This window comes from Qipengyuania sp. JB2-7, assembly GCF_055693485.1.
The window spans coordinates 2494881-2509977 of record NZ_CM146335.1 but is presented as its reverse complement, the minus strand read 5'-3'; the positions used below and the strand labels follow the sequence as shown (position 1 = coordinate 2509977).

The 15097-nt window shown below is 57.0% G+C and carries 11 protein-coding genes, 1 tRNA gene and 4 pseudogenes; 9 read left to right on the top strand and 7 right to left on the bottom strand.

Going from position 1 to position 15097, the window contains the following annotated elements; genetic code table 11:
- Positions 1–62: 62 nt before the first annotated feature.
- Both ACZ1GM_RS12645 and ACZ1GM_RS12640 read right to left on the bottom strand, forming a co-directional pair.
- The gene (locus ACZ1GM_RS12645) at positions 63–743 is read right to left on the bottom strand and encodes a sulfurtransferase (protein ID WP_472676769.1); all 681 of its coding nucleotides are present in this window, start codon (positions 741–743) and stop codon (positions 63–65) included.
- Positions 744–773: 30 nt separating this feature from the next.
- Positions 774–1895, bottom strand: coding sequence for a hypothetical protein (locus ACZ1GM_RS12640; protein WP_472676768.1), 1122 nt, complete (start codon positions 1893–1895; stop codon positions 774–776).
- Positions 1896–2055: 160 nt separating this feature from the next.
- Between ACZ1GM_RS12640 and queF the strand changes: the two genes are divergently transcribed.
- Both queF and ACZ1GM_RS12630 read left to right on the top strand, forming a co-directional pair.
- Positions 2056–2529: a preQ(1) synthase gene (queF, locus tag ACZ1GM_RS12635; RefSeq protein ID WP_472676767.1), complete on the top strand. Its 474-nt coding sequence runs from the start codon at positions 2056–2058 to the stop codon at positions 2527–2529.
- The gene (locus ACZ1GM_RS12630; RefSeq protein ID WP_472676766.1) at positions 2526–3332 is read left to right on the top strand and encodes a DUF1499 domain-containing protein; all 807 of its coding nucleotides are present in this window, start codon (positions 2526–2528) and stop codon (positions 3330–3332) included. Before queF ends, ACZ1GM_RS12630 begins: the two co-directional genes overlap by 4 nt.
- A 23-nt stretch (positions 3333–3355) precedes the next feature.
- On the opposite strand, the gene ACZ1GM_RS12625 is transcribed toward ACZ1GM_RS12630, so the two are convergent.
- Positions 3356–3432, bottom strand: a tRNA-Thr gene (locus tag ACZ1GM_RS12625).
- A gap of 308 nt (positions 3433–3740) precedes the next feature.
- On the opposite strand from ACZ1GM_RS12625, the gene ACZ1GM_RS12620 reads away from it, so the two are divergent.
- Positions 3741–4949, top strand: a complete 1209-nt coding sequence (locus ACZ1GM_RS12620; protein WP_472676765.1) for an NF038122 family metalloprotease — start codon at positions 3741–3743, stop codon at positions 4947–4949.
- 10 nt (positions 4950–4959) lie between these two features.
- Here the strand turns inward: ACZ1GM_RS12620 and ACZ1GM_RS12615 are convergent.
- A pseudogene (locus ACZ1GM_RS12615) lies at positions 4960–5846 on the bottom strand (hypothetical protein).
- A pseudogene (locus ACZ1GM_RS12610) lies at positions 5843–7160 on the bottom strand (replication-associated recombination protein A). The pseudogenes ACZ1GM_RS12615 and ACZ1GM_RS12610 overlap by 4 nt, the downstream one beginning before the upstream one ends.
- Before the next feature lie 103 nt (positions 7161–7263).
- Here ACZ1GM_RS12610 and ACZ1GM_RS12605 point away from each other — a divergent pair.
- The 3 genes from ACZ1GM_RS12605 (at position 7264) to ACZ1GM_RS12595 (ending at position 8404) form a co-directional block, all read left to right on the top strand.
- Positions 7264–7899 carry a PadR family transcriptional regulator gene (locus ACZ1GM_RS12605; RefSeq protein WP_472676764.1) on the top strand — a complete coding sequence of 212 codons (636 nt, stop codon included), beginning with the start codon at positions 7264–7266 and terminating at the stop codon, positions 7897–7899.
- A 76-nt stretch (positions 7900–7975) separates the two neighbouring features.
- Positions 7976–8179: a hypothetical protein gene (locus ACZ1GM_RS12600; RefSeq protein WP_472676763.1), complete on the top strand. Its 204-nt coding sequence runs from the start codon at positions 7976–7978 to the stop codon at positions 8177–8179.
- Positions 8180–8248: 69 nt separating this feature from the next.
- Positions 8249–8404 (top strand): hypothetical protein, encoded by a 156-nt coding sequence (locus ACZ1GM_RS12595; protein WP_472676762.1) that lies wholly within the window; start codon positions 8249–8251, stop codon positions 8402–8404.
- A gap of 2 nt (positions 8405–8406) precedes the next feature.
- On the opposite strand, the gene ACZ1GM_RS12590 is transcribed toward ACZ1GM_RS12595, so the two are convergent.
- The gene (locus tag ACZ1GM_RS12590) at positions 8407–9564 is read right to left on the bottom strand and encodes a glycosyltransferase family 4 protein (protein WP_472676761.1); all 1158 of its coding nucleotides are present in this window, start codon (positions 9562–9564) and stop codon (positions 8407–8409) included.
- Positions 9565–9734: 170 nt separating this feature from the next.
- On the opposite strand from ACZ1GM_RS12590, the gene ACZ1GM_RS12585 reads away from it, so the two are divergent.
- The 3 genes and pseudogenes from ACZ1GM_RS12585 to ACZ1GM_RS12575 all read left to right on the top strand — a co-directional run bounded on the left by ACZ1GM_RS12585 (position 9735) and on the right by ACZ1GM_RS12575 (position 13669).
- The gene (locus tag ACZ1GM_RS12585) at positions 9735–10865 is read left to right on the top strand and encodes a phosphoserine transaminase (RefSeq protein ID WP_472676760.1); all 1131 of its coding nucleotides are present in this window, start codon (positions 9735–9737) and stop codon (positions 10863–10865) included.
- Positions 10866–10922: 57 nt separating this feature from the next.
- The gene (gene serA / locus ACZ1GM_RS12580) at positions 10923–12506 is read left to right on the top strand and encodes a phosphoglycerate dehydrogenase (protein WP_472676759.1); all 1584 of its coding nucleotides are present in this window, start codon (positions 10923–10925) and stop codon (positions 12504–12506) included.
- 28 nt (positions 12507–12534) lie between these two features.
- Positions 12535–13669 (top strand): annotated as a pseudogene (locus tag ACZ1GM_RS12575) (ATP phosphoribosyltransferase regulatory subunit).
- Between the two features lie 222 nt (positions 13670–13891).
- On the opposite strand, the pseudogene ACZ1GM_RS12570 reads toward ACZ1GM_RS12575, so the two are convergent.
- Positions 13892–15031, bottom strand: a pseudogene (locus ACZ1GM_RS12570) (DUF1501 domain-containing protein); the annotation flags it as partial.
- Between the last annotated feature and the right edge of the window lie 66 nt (positions 15032–15097).

Here is a 15097-nt window from a genome sequence, read left to right as displayed (position 1 = left end):
ACCGCACAGATGCAGTGCAAAGAGCAAAACAGCCGCTGTCATCCCGCTATTGCATGTAGTAATCACCGGTACCGTTTAGTATTGATCCCGGAATCGGCAAACATCTGCGTGATCTCAGCACTATTTTTGTAAGTCCCGTCTTGCTTGAAGAGCGCTCCAAACCACAAGTTTCGCGAACCGGGGATATGGCCACCTTCTGCTTCGACCCCGCCAAAACGCGCGGCGTCGCGGGCGTCGACTACCTGTTCCACAGCCGATGATATGTTGGCCAGCATGTCTGTCTGAGTGCGCGCAGCCGGTTGGTCGGTTAATTGCGCCGTTGAAGTAGCCTCAACCGCGACCTTGCCGCTTTCGAGTGGCCTGCCTTCGGCCCGCCACTTACCCAGACCTCCATCCAAAATCGCGACGTTCCGAAAACCATAGCCGCGCAAGATAAACCATGCCCGGGCCGCACTGCGGATGGCGCTGTCATCATACAGGATGATTGCATCGGACGTTCGTACGCCCAGCGAAGCCATATGCTCCGCCACATGGTCGGCGCTGGGCATCGTATTGGTGACTGGTGCGCTCGCATCATGCAGGTTGGGCATATCGAGAAAGCGCGCGCCTGGAATGTGCGTGTCCTCAAATTCCAGCGCGGCATTGCGTCCGGCACCTGGCAAATGCTTGCTTGCATCAAGTACAATGCAATCCTGCGCGCTGAGGCTTTCGGCAAGCGACTGGGTTGAAATCAAACTATCCATCGGCTCACAGCCCTAGCGAGCAGATTGACCCTAGTCCAACTCTCGTTGCGCAATCGGCTTCCAGCTACGCGGTCCTTCATCGAGGGCAAAGGGCTGCACACGCGCGCTGCCAAATTCGCTGGGCTGTCCGACCACGTAGGTCTTCGCAACCGGTTTTTCGTTCTGGGCGGTCACGCGCAGTTTTAGGAGCGGGACAAGAAGTGCCGCGCTGCCCTGCCGGATGATATTCGCCTGTGCCACCGGCAACCTGATTTGGCCTTCAAAACGGGAGGATTGGCGCGCGGACATGCGAGCATAGGATTGCTGGACTGGCAAAGCTGCTTCGGGTGAGGCCGTTTGTGTCTCCATGGACGAAGCGCTACCTGCGGAGGCCAATTCGGCCTCGAGCTGCACGTCTTTCAGCGCATTATCGGTCTGATTTAGTATTGTGACCCGATATGTCAGCGTCACGTTCATAAAGCTGCGATCTAGGCTGATCGGTTCGACTTTCAGGCCAATGGGCGTTGCGCTGGGGCGATGTGACGCAGTGGACGGCCTTGCCTGCGGTTGCGATGCGTCCCGTTGTGTCGGTATGGGGGGCTGGATCGTAGGGGCGTCGACTGATGCCGCATTGCGGCGTTGAAGCCAAATCCCCAGCGCAAGCAACAGAAGCATCAGGACACCGCCGAGCCATAGCCATAGTGTCGGCACGCCGAACACTGCCGCGCCCTCAGCTTGTGGCACCTGTGAAGGAACACCCTGCGAAGTAGGCAATGACAGTTCAGCTATCGGCGCTGTCGCCGACGATTCAGGCAGCCGTTCCTCATTGGAAATTGCCTGCGGCTGTGATTCTTGCCTCGGCTCAGGGACGGTCTGGCGATTGGTCACTGATTGAGCAGGCACCGCCGGCTCTGCACGATCGACACCATCGGCGGATGATGGATCGGGCGCGGTGAGTATTGGCTCAAAGGGCAATTGAGCTTCGGATGTGGAGGCCTCTGTCGCTTCGTCTGCTGCCGTGCTTCCAGAGACAATCTCTCGCGGTGCTATCGGTACGAGCCTGTCGGTATCCACCGGTCCTTGGACATTGGGCGTCGAAGTTTCCTGCGGCGATGGAGGTAGCTCGAACTCCTGCACCGATTGCGCAGTCAGAGGTGCGGAGACCAGGGTCACGCATAAGCAAGCTGATAGAGAAAAGAGTTTACGAGAATACATCTGCAATGGGTGCTTTTGGTGATGCAGCGCAATTTGCGCCTCGCGCTGAATAGGTACTGAAGCAGGCAAACCCAAGCATCAGCTTGCGCCGAAACGCCTTTCGGGGCAGATGCGCGGCATGAGTGACACACCATCAAGCGCTGACGGACTGCCCAAGTTTCTGGGTAAGGATAGCGCCCTGCCAACTGATCCGGACCATGCAGAACTCGATTACGTGCCTAACCCTCGAGCAGGTGAGCTGTTCTTGGTGCGTTTTGCTGCGCCTGAGTTCACTTCGCTCTGCCCGGTTACGGGCCAGCCTGATTTTGCGCATCTGGTGCTGGATTATGCGCCCGGCGAGACGATTGTCGAATCCAAGTCGCTAAAGCTGTTTCTGGGCAGTTTCCGCAATCATTCCGGGTTTCACGAAGATGTTACGGTCGGGATCGGCAAGCGTCTCACCGAAGAAATGAAGCCACGCTGGCTGCGGATCGGTGGATATTGGTATCCGCGCGGTGGCATCCCGATTGATGTATTCTGGCAAAGCGGTCCGCCGCCTGCTGATTTGTGGCTGCCTGACCAAGGTGTCGCGCCATATAGGGGAAGAGGATGATGTCTAACTTTCTGGCAAATCTGCCGAAATATTCGCTGTGGGCAGCGCTTGCTTCTTTATTGTGGTTCGCCTTTGCTGTCTTCGCCCCAAAGCTGGGGATTATTGGTTGGCAAACTGGATTTCTGACCATGGTTGTGGGCGTTGGTCCGATCCTGCTTGGTATTGTCGCACTTTTTTCGATCATTGCGCTTGCCCTTGCGTTCTTTCGGAAACCACGCGGCGCATGGTGGAAAGCCGCCATAGCTTTGGCAATTCCAGCTATCTTGTTCGGCGGCCTCATGATCGTGCGCGCGCAAGGTGCATCTGTTCCGCCAATCCATGATGTGTCGACGGATTTGCGCAATCCGCCTTCATTTTCCTCCGAAACGCTTGCCGCACGCCAGGAGTGGGGGGCGAACCCGCTGTCGGATTATGGCACGCCGCTCGGTGAGATGGAAATGTGGGCAGAACGCGTTGATGCGGAGCTTGCTGCCAAGAATCACGCGGATATTATTGCTGAGGAATATACCGAGCTGCAGCCCATTATACTGGGCGCAACATCGCGCGAAGACGCATTGGATGCGATCGTTGCGGCGATGGGTGAGATTGGTCTGCAAGATGTGCGTCGTGATGCAGAAAGTGGCCGGGTTGAGGGTGTGGCAGAGACGTTTGCCTTTGGCTTTCGCGATGATGTTGTCGCACGCGTCGACGAAAATCAGATCGACATCCGCTCGGTCAGCCGCGTTGGCATGAGCGATCTCGGCTACAATGCAGATAGGGTCGAGGCATTATCAGACGCGATCCGCGCCCGCATCGGTCAATAGGTCTTGGTAATGCTTGGGTGGAGTGGTGCCGGCTGCACGATTCTGAACGCGCGGCCTGATGATTACAAATCAACTGCTCTACCAACTGAGCTAAGCCGGCACTCCAGCCGCATCTGTGCTGATGCGGACGCGCCATTGGCAGCAAACGAAGCCCTTGTCTAGTCTGCGAATCAGGAAGCTATGGTTGTGCTGCGAAATTACGATCGGCTGGCGCCCATTTTGTCGTTTTAGTGAAAGTGGCGCGAATTTCTGTCCCGAAACAAGACAAAGTCGAGCGACGTTAACGATAATCATTTAACACCCGGCAACAATGCTTGACAAAACGTTAACGAGAGCCAGTGTCCTACCCGGACTGCCAAAGGATCGCATGAGGGATGCGGCTCCGGCGGATTAGTGAGGGACTCAGATATGACGAGATTTCGCAAGCTTAGCTTGACGGCGTCAGCTGCAGCGATGGCTGCAATGGCTGTGCCGGCCAATTCTGCAACAATCGTTCTTAATGATATCGGCGGTGTTACCGGCACGCCTGCTCAACAGGGTTTCCAGATTGCCGCTGCATTCTGGGGCGCGGTTCTCGCCGATAACATTACCATTAATCTCGATGTCGGCTTTAGTGACCTGGGCCCTGGTATCTTGGGCGGTGCTGCGAGCAACACGTTTCTGGTCGATACTGCCTCTTTCTACGGCGCTCTTGCTTTTGATACATCATCCAACCTTGATGCCATTGCAGTGGCAAACCTTCAGCCATTGGATGCCAATGGTGGCGTAACCGCGATTACGGCAGGATATCTGGATCCAGTGAACCAGCTGGGCGTTGATACTAGTGTTACCGTCGTTGACGATGATGGCTCAGTAAACAACTCGGTGACGGCACTGAACCGCGCCAATGCAAAGGCGCTGGGTGCGATCCTTGATGACGGACCTGACGCGGATATTCAATTCAGTGACGCAATTTCCTGGGACTTTGACCCGTCAGACGGGATTGATGCAGGCAGCTTCGACTTTATCGGTGTGGCGATTCATGAAATCGGTCATGCACTTGGTTTCACCTCGGGTGTTGACACTTATGACTTTTTGGGTTGCCCCAACGGCCCGGGTTGCGGTGGGCCAGTTGATGATGTCAATCTCAATAACTTTGTCGTTTCAGAGAATATCGACCACTTCCGTTATTCTGAAGAAGGCGTGCTGAACTGGGCTCCCGGTGCGGATACCTATTTTTCCATTGATGGCGGTGCGACTGAATTGTTCGGCAATTCGCGCTTTGAATCCGGCGATTTCAACGGCAGTGGCTGGCAGGCTTCACATTGGTTGAATAACGGCACTTGTGAAGACTTCATCGGTATTCTGAACCCGTTCCTTTGCCCTGGCTTTGATGGCGAAGTCACCGCGGCTGACCTCGCGGTGTTCGATGCTATTGGTTACGACCTTAACTTTGACGTTCTCGCTAATCCTGACCTTCGGATCACCACTGGCGAGATTTTCAACTTCTTCGCGCCAGCTCCGGTTCCAGAACCAGGCACATGGCTGCAAATGATCCTTGGCTTTGGTCTGCTCGGCGGTCTGATGCGTTCAAAAACCGGCCGTCGCCGGATGCGGGTCAACTTCGACATCGCGTAAGCTCATTTAGTCAGGCGCCGAAGGTCCAGCCTTCGGTTCTGGCTGTGTCTTCGGAAAGCCCCGCTGGATTCCAGCGGGGCTTTTCATGCGCGACTGCGCGCAACCATGCAGCGGAAAGCAGCGCGTCAGATGAATGGTCATCGATCGCCCCAGTCTTGCCGAGTGCCGGCAAGCCAAGGGCGTCGAGCGCCACATCAAGTTCCTCAAGATTGCGGATTTTTGCCTTGCCGGGGGTACGCCCAGCCTCCAGCGCTGCGAGTGACGTATAGATCTCCACTGCCACGCAACCTTTATCAGGCAGCGGATCGATCGGCCAGACTGGCAGCTTCCCGCTCAGGCGATGGAGCATTCGCATCCCGGTGAGCGAACTCTTACCTACCTGCGCGGCACCGACGAGATTGAAATTCGAATAGGGGCGGAGACCGAGGGCAGCCTGCGCATGCTCAGTGACGCGCAGTCTCCCGCGTCCATGGGCCGCACCATCACACCGAAACTGTACTCCCTCTCGTCCACCGTGACGACGAAAATACGTGTTTAAATCACGATGATCGACGAAGCTCTGGGCTTCCAGATAGGGGTCATTCTTGCAGATCTCGTCAATGAGCGCCCACAGGGACTTGGCATCAGTAGGGCTTTCCCCCAACCTGGGAAGAAGGCACCGCAATCGACGAAGGGCAGAGCGATGCCCAGATCCAACCCGACAAGCGTGTCATCTGGCAGATCATTGTGCAGCAGATCGAAGACGTCCTGACGTCCCCAGCCACCCTTTGGTGGTTTGACCAAGACAGGCGGTCCACCATCCGCATTGGCCAAGGCGAGCGCAATGCCCCTTTGCCGTGGTCCTTTCGCGCCTGACCAATCAATCGCGAGGAAATTTGAAAAGCGGACAGGCTTCAATTGCGCTCTCGTCGCAGGCGATCCCAATACTCCATCCGCTCGCGCACCTTACGCTCAAACCCACGCTCAACCGGCTCATAATAGGTCTGCGGTTCCATCTCTTCCGGCCAGTAATTGTCGCCGGAAAAGCCCTCCTCGGAGTTATGATCGTACGAATAGCCTGCGCCATAACCAATATCTTTCATCAGCTTGGTTGGGGCATTGAGGATATTGCTAGGAGGCGCGAGGCTACCTGTTTCGCGCGCCGATTTGAACGCGGCTTTCTGCGCGGCATAAGCAGCGTTCGATTTGGGCGCAGTTGCGCAATAGAGGCAGGCCTGAACGATTGCGAGTTCACCCTCCGGCGAGCCTAGGAATTCGTAAGCGCCCTTGGCGGCGAGACATTGCGTGAGTGCCTGCGGATCGGCCAAGCCAATATCTTCGCTCGCAAAGCGGACCAATCGGCGCAGCACGTAAAGCGGCTCTTCACCCGCAGTTAGCATCCGTGCGAGATAATAAAGCGAAGCTTGGGGATCAGAACCACGCAGCGATTTGTGCAGAGCCGAGATCAGGTTGTAATGACCATCCCGATCCTTGTCATAAACCGCGACCCTGCGCTGCAGGAACTGACCCAACTCTGCGGGTCCCAAGGGTTCCTCAATCTTGGCGTTGTATAGCGTCTCGGATTGATTGAGCAGGAAGCGGCCATCGCCATCCGCGCTTGCGACAAGTGCTTCGCGCGCATCGTCGGTAAGGGGGAGCGGTCCTTCAAGAGCTTCTGCTCGAACCAGCAGCTCGGTGAGCGCCTCATGATCGAGCCTTTGCAGTATCAGCACCTGCGCGCGGCTGAGCAACGCGGCGTTCAGCGCAAAGCTGGGGTTCTCCGTGGTCGCCCCCACCAAAGTGACTGTGCCGCGTTCGACAAAAGGGAGAAATCCATCCTGCTGCGCGCGATTAAACCGGTGGATCTCGTCCACGAACAACAGGGTGCGTTGCCCAGCTTCGGCGGCTTTGTCGGCTGCGGCGAAGGCTTTCTTGAGGTCGGCAACCCCGCTGAAGACTGCGCTGACGCTTTCGAAGCGCATTCCAACGGCGTCTGCGAGTAGGCGGGCAATAGTTGTCTTGCCTGTCCCAGGCGGCCCCCACAGGATCATGCTGGATAGCTTGCCCGCTGACACCATACGGCCAATCGCACCGTCCGGGCCGGTCAGATGATCCTGCCCAATAACATCGCCAAGCTTTGCCGGTACGAAGGCGGTCCGCCAGCGGCGCGTCATCACGTAGCGGCTCGGGTCGCGAGGTCGAGGGTGCATCATTTCCAAACAAGTCAGCCATTCGTCTGATCAAGTAAGCAGTTCGGCGGATAATGCCATATCACTCTTGCAAAGACTTACTTAAGATATATCTTAGAGCTATCGAAACGTTAGGAGCAACCCCCATGTACTCAGCTCGCAAATGGCGAAAAATGCGCAGAAACCCCGCTTGGCCCTTCATCGCCATGATGGCCTCCAATTCACGTGGCTTTGGCGCAGAGGGTCCGTTTGGTTCGGACGGGCCTTTTGGACCGGGCGGTCCATTTGGTCGCGGCGGTGGCCGCCGCCGCAGAGGGCGTGTTTTCGGCTCAGGCGAATTGCGCCTCACGCTTTTGATGCTGATTGGTGACGAACCCCGCCATGGCTATGAATTGATTAAGGCCATCGGCGATGCCACCGGCGGTAATTACGAGCCAAGTCCAGGCGCCGTCTATCCGACCCTTGCACTGCTCGCAGATGAAGGCGCCATCAAAGAAACGAAGGCAAAAGGCGACGACACGCGCAAGGCCTTTGAAATCACAAAGTCAGGCAAGGAAGAGCTGGCCGAGCGTGAGGAAGAAATCGCCGCCATCATTGCCAAGCTCACGGCGATGCAGGGCGGCGATGAAGAACAGAAGGGGGCACCCGAACTGTTCCGCGCGATGGGTAACCTCGCTGGTGTGTTGAAGCACAAATATCGCGGTGGCAATTTCAAGCGGGATGATCTGGAAGAGATCGTCGATCTGATTGATGATCTTGCGAAGAAAATCGAACGGCTCTGAGGCAATGTCAGAGTTGCGTTTGGCGCAATGACCTGAAAGTGCTAACCCTCCCTCGTTAACTCGGGGGAGGACACATATGAATTTAGGCTCAACAGCTAAAACACCATGGCACCTGTGGGTGGTAGGTGTGCTGACGCTACTATGGAATTCAGTCGGTATTTTCAGCTATATGATGACCCGGCTCGGCAAGCTCGCTGATCTCGGCATGACAAGCGATCAGATTGCGTTTTTCGATTCATTCCCGGTTTGGGCAAATGCCGTTTGGGCGCTGGGTGTGTAGGGCGCATTTTTCGGCTCAATACTGATCTTACTGCGGTCGCGTTGGGCGGTCACATCACTGGTGATTTCCGTGATCGGGATGGTCGGCTCGACGATTTACCAGAACTTCCTTACGGCTGTGCCTGAGGATTTGCAGAGTATCGGGCTCAATGTGGCGATCTGGGTGACCACGCTGTTTATGCTGTGGTACGCCCTTCGTATGCGTAAACAGGGCGTTTTGAAGTAATCCTAACCGTTGGCGCGCTGGTGATGGAGCCGTAAATATGTCTCCGCCACGGCGCTGTTGATTGCATCCCAGCTATATTCTTCAGCGCGAGCGGACCCAGCGTCGCCATGTGCGCGCCGCAGTGCATCGTCGGTGCAATACGACGCAAGCGCTTTCGCGAAGCACGCAGGGGTACCGTCAGGTACCAGCGTGCCGGTCTTGCCGTCAGTCACCAGGCTGGCGCTGCCAGTTGCCCCCGCTGCTACCACTGGAAGCCCACTCGCCATCGCCTCAAGCGTGACGTTGCCAAATGTCTCAGTGATGGAGGGGTTGAAGAACACATCTGAACTGGCAAGTGCCCGTCCGAGGTCAGACCCCGTCTGAAAGCCCGCAAAGACGCCGCCTGGCAATGTCTTTTCAAACCAGCCACGCGCGGGACCATCGCCGATCACAAGTACCCGGTGCGGGATTTGTTTCTTGCGGAGCTGCACTATGGCTTCGGCAAACATGTCGAGGCCCTTTTCCATAACCAACCGACCAAGAAAGGCGATTGTGACCTCATCATCCTTGATCCCAAGTGATCGCCGCCATTCGGGATCACGCTTTAACGGGTGGAAAAGCTCGCGATCGACCCCGCGTGACCAGATGGTGATATCGTTATGCATTCCCTGCGCCATCAACTCGTCGATCTGGCTGGCCGATGGCGCGACCAAGGCATCGCAGCGATTATAAAAGCGCCGCAAAATCCACTCGATTGCGGGTTCGATAAAGCCAAGACCATAATAACGCGGATACGTCTCAAATCGGGTGTGCACTGACGCCAATACGGGAATGTCTCGCTGTTTTGCCCATTTGAGTGCTGCATGTCCCGTGGGATCAGGCGACGACACATGCACTGTGTTGGGCGCGAACTGTTTCAAATCGGCGCGAACAACATCATTGAAACCCATCGGGATGCGATATTCTCCGCGACCCTTCAGCGGTACCGGGATGCTGGGCACGTCGATCAAGTCGCCTGTGGGAGGAAAGTCAGGCTTCGCAACCGTAGGCGAATAAACTCTGACCTGTGCGCCTTGCGACAGCAGATAGCCCACCAGACGATTTAGCGCCTGGTTCGCCCCGTCTCTCGTGTAGTTATAATTGCCGCTGAACAGAGCGATGCGAAGGTCGGTAATATCCATTGTCTTACCTTCGCATTAGGCGAGCAAGAGGCTCGGGGCAATCAACAGATTTAGAGGTCACTTTGTCGACAAGGGCACGCCCTTACTTGACTTGTTGCACCGCATCATTAGTGCAGCCGACGGGCCACGCGGTCCCAACGCCGCGCGTGCTCTCTGCAAGGAGAGAATACATGACTGACTTGAATAGCGTACCGGCGCGTAAGCCGGCACGTCCGCACTTTTCTTCCGGTCCCTGCGCGAAACCGCCGGGCTGGTCCCCTGATAAATTCAATACGCAAGCGCTCGGGCGCTCTCACCGTTCGGGGGTCGGCAAGGCGCGCCTGAAGCACTGCATCGACTTGATGCGCAAAGTGCTGCAAGTGCCTGATGACTATCACATCGGTATCGTTCCAGCTTCCGACACGGGCGCGGTTGAGATGGCGATGTGGTCGCTGTTGGGTGATCGACCGGTAACTACGCTCGCGTGGGAAAGTTTTGGCGAGGGCTGGGTCACCGACGCGGTCAAGCAGTTGAAAATTGATCCCACGGTCCTGCGCGCGGATTATGGCCAGATACCTGATCTTGACGCGGTTGATTGGTCGCATGACGTGGTGTTTACCTGGAATGGCACTACCTCTGGTGTGCGTGTTCCCAATGGCGACTGGATTGCGGCAGATCGAGAAGGTCTGGCGATTGCTGACGCTACCAGCGCCGTGTTTGCTCAGGATATTGCCTGGGATAAAGTCGATGTGCTGACTTTCAGCTGGCAGAAAGTGCTGGGCGGGGAGGGGGCGCATGGCGTGCTGATCCTGGGACCGCGTGCGGTTGATCGGCTGGAAAGCTACACGCCCGAATGGCCGTTGCCTAAGATTTTCCGCCTGACAAAAGCTGGAAAGCTGATTGAGGGGATCTTTACAGGCGCGACGATCAACACCCCGTCCATGCTGGCGGTTGAGGATGCGATCTTCGCACTTGAATGGGCGCAGTCGGTTGGCGGCCTTGATGGCATGAAGGCCCGCGCGAATGCGAATGCGGCGGCGTTGGATGCAATAGTGCAGGAGCGCGATTGGCTTGGCCATTTGGCCGCGGACCCCGCCACACGCTCAAACACCAGCGTATGTCTGACGGTTGAAGGTGCCGATGCCGCGTTCATCAAAAGTTTTGCCAAGCTGCTGGAAGAGCAGGATGCGGCCTATGACATTGCGGGCTATCGCGATGCTCCGGCTGGTCTACGTATCTGGTGCGGCGCGACCGTCGATATTGCTGATATTGAGGCGCTCGGCCCATGGCTCGACTGGGCGTGGGCTCAGCTCAAAGCGTGACTTCTAATTTTTTGCGCCAAGCGCGAGATCCAGCGCGGGCGACCAAAGGAATCTTCTATGACCAAACCTAAAGTACTCATCTCCGACAAGATGGACCCGAACGCAGCGCGTATTTTCGAGGAGCGAGGCTGCGACGTTGATGTAATCACGGGCGAAACACCAGAGGAACTGATTGCCCGTATTGGTGATTATCATGGCCTTGCGATCCGCAGCTCTACCAAAGTGACACCTGAAGTTCTTGACGCGGCGACCAATCTGAAAGTGATTGGCCGGGCCGGGATCGGCGTCGACAATGTCGATATCCCTTACGCCAGCGGCAAAGGCGTGGTGGTGATGAATACCCCGTTCGGAAATTCCATCACGACAGCAGAGCACGCCATCGCGATGACTTTGGCGCTGGCTCGGCAGATTCCGGCGGCCAACACGCGTACGCAGCAGGGCGAATGGCCCAAAAAAGACTTCATGGGTGTCGAGGTCACCGGAAAGACGCTTGGCCTGATCGGCGCGGGCAACATCGGTTCAATCGTGGCGAGCCGCGCGCTGGGCCTCAAGATGAAGATCGTCGCCTTTGACCCGTTCCTCACAGAAGAGCGCGCGGTAGAAATCGGCGTTGAGAAAGTGGATATCGATACACTGCTAGCGCGAGCGGATTTCATCACCCTCCACACGCCGCTGACCGATGAAACGCGCAATATCTTGAGCCGCGAGAATCTGGGCAAGACGAAGCCTGGCGTCCGGATCGTCAATTGCGCACGCGGCGGCCTGATTGATGAGGCAGCGCTGGCTGACATGCTTGATAGCGGACATGTAGCTGGCGCGGCTTTGGATGTGTTCGAAACCGAACCAGCGAAAGAAAGCCCGCTTTTTGGCAAGCCGAATTTCATCTGTACGCCTCACCTTGGTGCATCGACCACCGAAGCACAGGTCAATGTTGCGCTGCAGGTGGCTGAGCAGATGAGTGATTATCTGGTGAACGGCGGAGTGACGAATGCGCTCAATATGCCGTCTCTCAGCGCTGAGGAAGCGCCCAAGCTCAAGCCATATATGGCTCTGGCAGAAAAACTGGGTAGCCTTGTCGGCCAGCTTGCGCATGGCAATCTCACCAATATCAGTATTGAGCGTGAAGGTGCGGCGGCTGAACTCAACGGTAAGCCGATTACAGGCGCGGTACTGGCGGGATTGATGCGTCGCTATTCAGACACGGTGAACATGGTCAACGCGCCGTATCTGGCGAAAGAGCGCGGTCTTGATGTGCGTGAAGTACGACATGAGCGTGAGGGAGCGTACAACACGCTGCTTCGCGTTACTGTCGGCACGGACAGCGGCGATCGTTCGGTCGCTGGGACGTTGTTCGGCAGTGAAGCACCGCGCCTGATTGAGATATTTGGCGTCGGCATTGAGGCCGATCTGCACGGCAACATGCTGTATATCGTCAACGAAGATGCTCCTGGCTTTATTGGTCGGATCGGCACACTTCTGGGCGAAGCTGGCATTAACATTGGCACCTTCCACCTTGGACGCCGTCAAGCGGGCGGCGAGGCGGTTCTGCTGCTCAGCGTGGACGCGGCAATCCCTGCCGACGTTGTCGCTCAGGCTCAGGCGTTGGAAGGCGTGAAAATCGCAATGCCTCTGGCATTCTGACGCGGCATAGGGCAGGGGCGCGCACGGTATGACGAACACCGACGATCTCCTGCCCCCTGATGATCTTCTACCAGAGGGCCTTGAAGACGCACTGCCGACAAAAGCGGCGGCTGTGACCGACGCCATGCGCGCAATTCTAAAGGCGATGGATAACCACGGATATGACCGTGTGCGCCCACCGCTGATAGAGTTCGAGAAATCGCTCGCCGGGCGTATGGACGGGGTCATGACCCGCCGAATGGTTCGGTTCACTGACCCGGCAAGCCTGCGGACTCTGGCCCTGCGCAGCGATATGACCGTGCAGATCGGGCGTATTGCGGCCACCAGCCTCAGTGAAACAGCGCGGTACGTTGCGGTTGTGCTACGCTGGCGAAGTTGCACGTATCCAGTCTGACCAATTGGACCCTGCACGCCAGCGATTGCAATTGGGCGCGGAGCTTATCGGTAGCGATACAGTCGCGGCGGCATGCGAGGTTGTGACAGTAGCGATTGAGGCGCTTGAGGCAGCGGGGGTGACCAATGTCTCGGTGGACTTCACTCTGCCCGATTTGGTGGATGTTCTATCCCAAGAGGCGCTCCCTCTGTCGGACGTTGCCAAACCGGAAGTGCGGCGCGAACTCGATACCAAGGATGCGGGCGGGCTGGCCGCTATCGAGGGTGGTGAGGCGTATCTGCCGCTGCTTTATGCTGCCGGGCCATTTGATGATGCGATTGAACGCTTGGCCGCGATTGATGCGAAGGGTGCGCTTGCGAGCCGTATTGCCGGGCTGAGAGAGATTGCGAAGGCGATAGGATCCCGTGCGCGCGTTACGCTCGATCCTAGCGAACGGCACGGATTTGAGTATCAGACATGGTTCGGATTTACGCTCTATGCCGAAAGTGCCCGCGGTGCATTGGGGCGCGGCGGAACTTACTCCATCAGTGGTACCGATGAAGCCGCCACCGGCGTGTCACTTTACATGGAACCGATGCTGGAAGCTCTTGCGGATGCGATTTCGCCGAGCGTTGACACGGTGTTCCTGCCGCTGGGCCATAACCGCGCCATTGCCGCAGGGATTAGAGCGGATGGCAAGCGCACGATTGCTGCACTGTCCGAGGCCGATGATCCAGCCAGCCTCGGGTGCACGCATGTGCTCAATGGCGAGGATGTAACTCCCGTTTAGGAGGCTCTGAGGAAGCCCAGATCTGGCGCATTGAACCGGTACGATATTGGGGGCAATGTTTGGAAGTTCGCTTGCCTCAACACCAAACCACTGCGCAAGCGTAGCAGAATATTCATCGACCGACGTTGTCGGCAGCAAGCGTCCACGACCAACCTGATCGTCAGTGTCCAGCGAAATGGCTGGTGCTTGGCCGAAGAACTGGCCGCCATTCACAGCGCCGCCGAGGATCATATGGTGGCCGCCCCAACCGTGATCAGAACCATCACCATTTGAGGCGAGAGTACGACCGAAATCTGATGCGGTGAACGCAGTGACTTTGTCGGCTACGCCCAGCTCTACTGTGGCCTGATAGAAGGCGTCCATCGCGAAGTCGAGATCACGTAGCAGACCCCCATGCTGACCAATCAGTCCATCATGGTTATCGTATCCGCCGGTGCCGACGAAGAACACCTGTCGGCGCACACCCAGAGCCTGACGAGCGGCGATCAGGCGAGCGACAACCTCCAACTGGCTTGCCAGTCGGCCATTGCCCTCGGGCGGCGTGAAATTGGTGCTGAGCGCCACTTGGTCGAGGCCATTGGTGACGAATTGCTCCGCCTCAATTGACCGACGGGTCACGTTGGTATGATCTGCCTCGAGCAAGTGATTGCTATTTTTCGTCAGCAGTGTGCGCAAAGCATCTCCTGCAGCATTCGAATTATACAAACGATTCAGAGCGTTGATCCTGACCGCTCCATTAGTCGAAATTTGATAAGTCAGCGTGTTCTGGCCTGCCAAGAAGACAGTGTTTCCGCTAGCAGAAACATTGGTGAACAGCGCATTGGTATTGGCGGTCTGAGCGAGATCGCCCATTTTGCCGCCCCAACCAGTCGTCGCGCCTTCCGGGTGGGATGACTGCCAGGTCGACTGCTGATCATTGTGTGAGAACAGCTTCGGCGGAAGCGGGACGCTTTGCTGGTCGTACTGCGCGCGAGACGTAGGTGCTTGCAACGGTCCAACGTTCAGCAACGGCGCCATCGCTCCCTGATCGAACCGCGCCTTTAGTCGCGGCATGGTCGGCGCGAGCGCGTATTGAATGTCGTTTGTCAGCGTCTGATTGTTGGCCGGATTGAGTACTGTGTCGACGAGATCAGCACGGGGCAGCGCAACACCACCCCCGGCTTCGCCATTACCGCCGCGGATCTGACTATATGCCGCATAGTTCGATGCATCGAATGGCACGAACAGGTTCGCGTGGTCGTTGCCGCCATAAAGGAAGATGCAAACCAGCGCTTTGTAATCGTTGCCCGCGTTGAAGGCCGCGAGTTCACCGATGCTGGCAAGGCCCACTGCATAGCTAGATGCAGCACCAACCGCAGCCATTTGGCTTGATCGGCGCATGAAGGCGCGGCGGGAAATTTCTTCGCTTTTTCCGATAAACATGTCCGC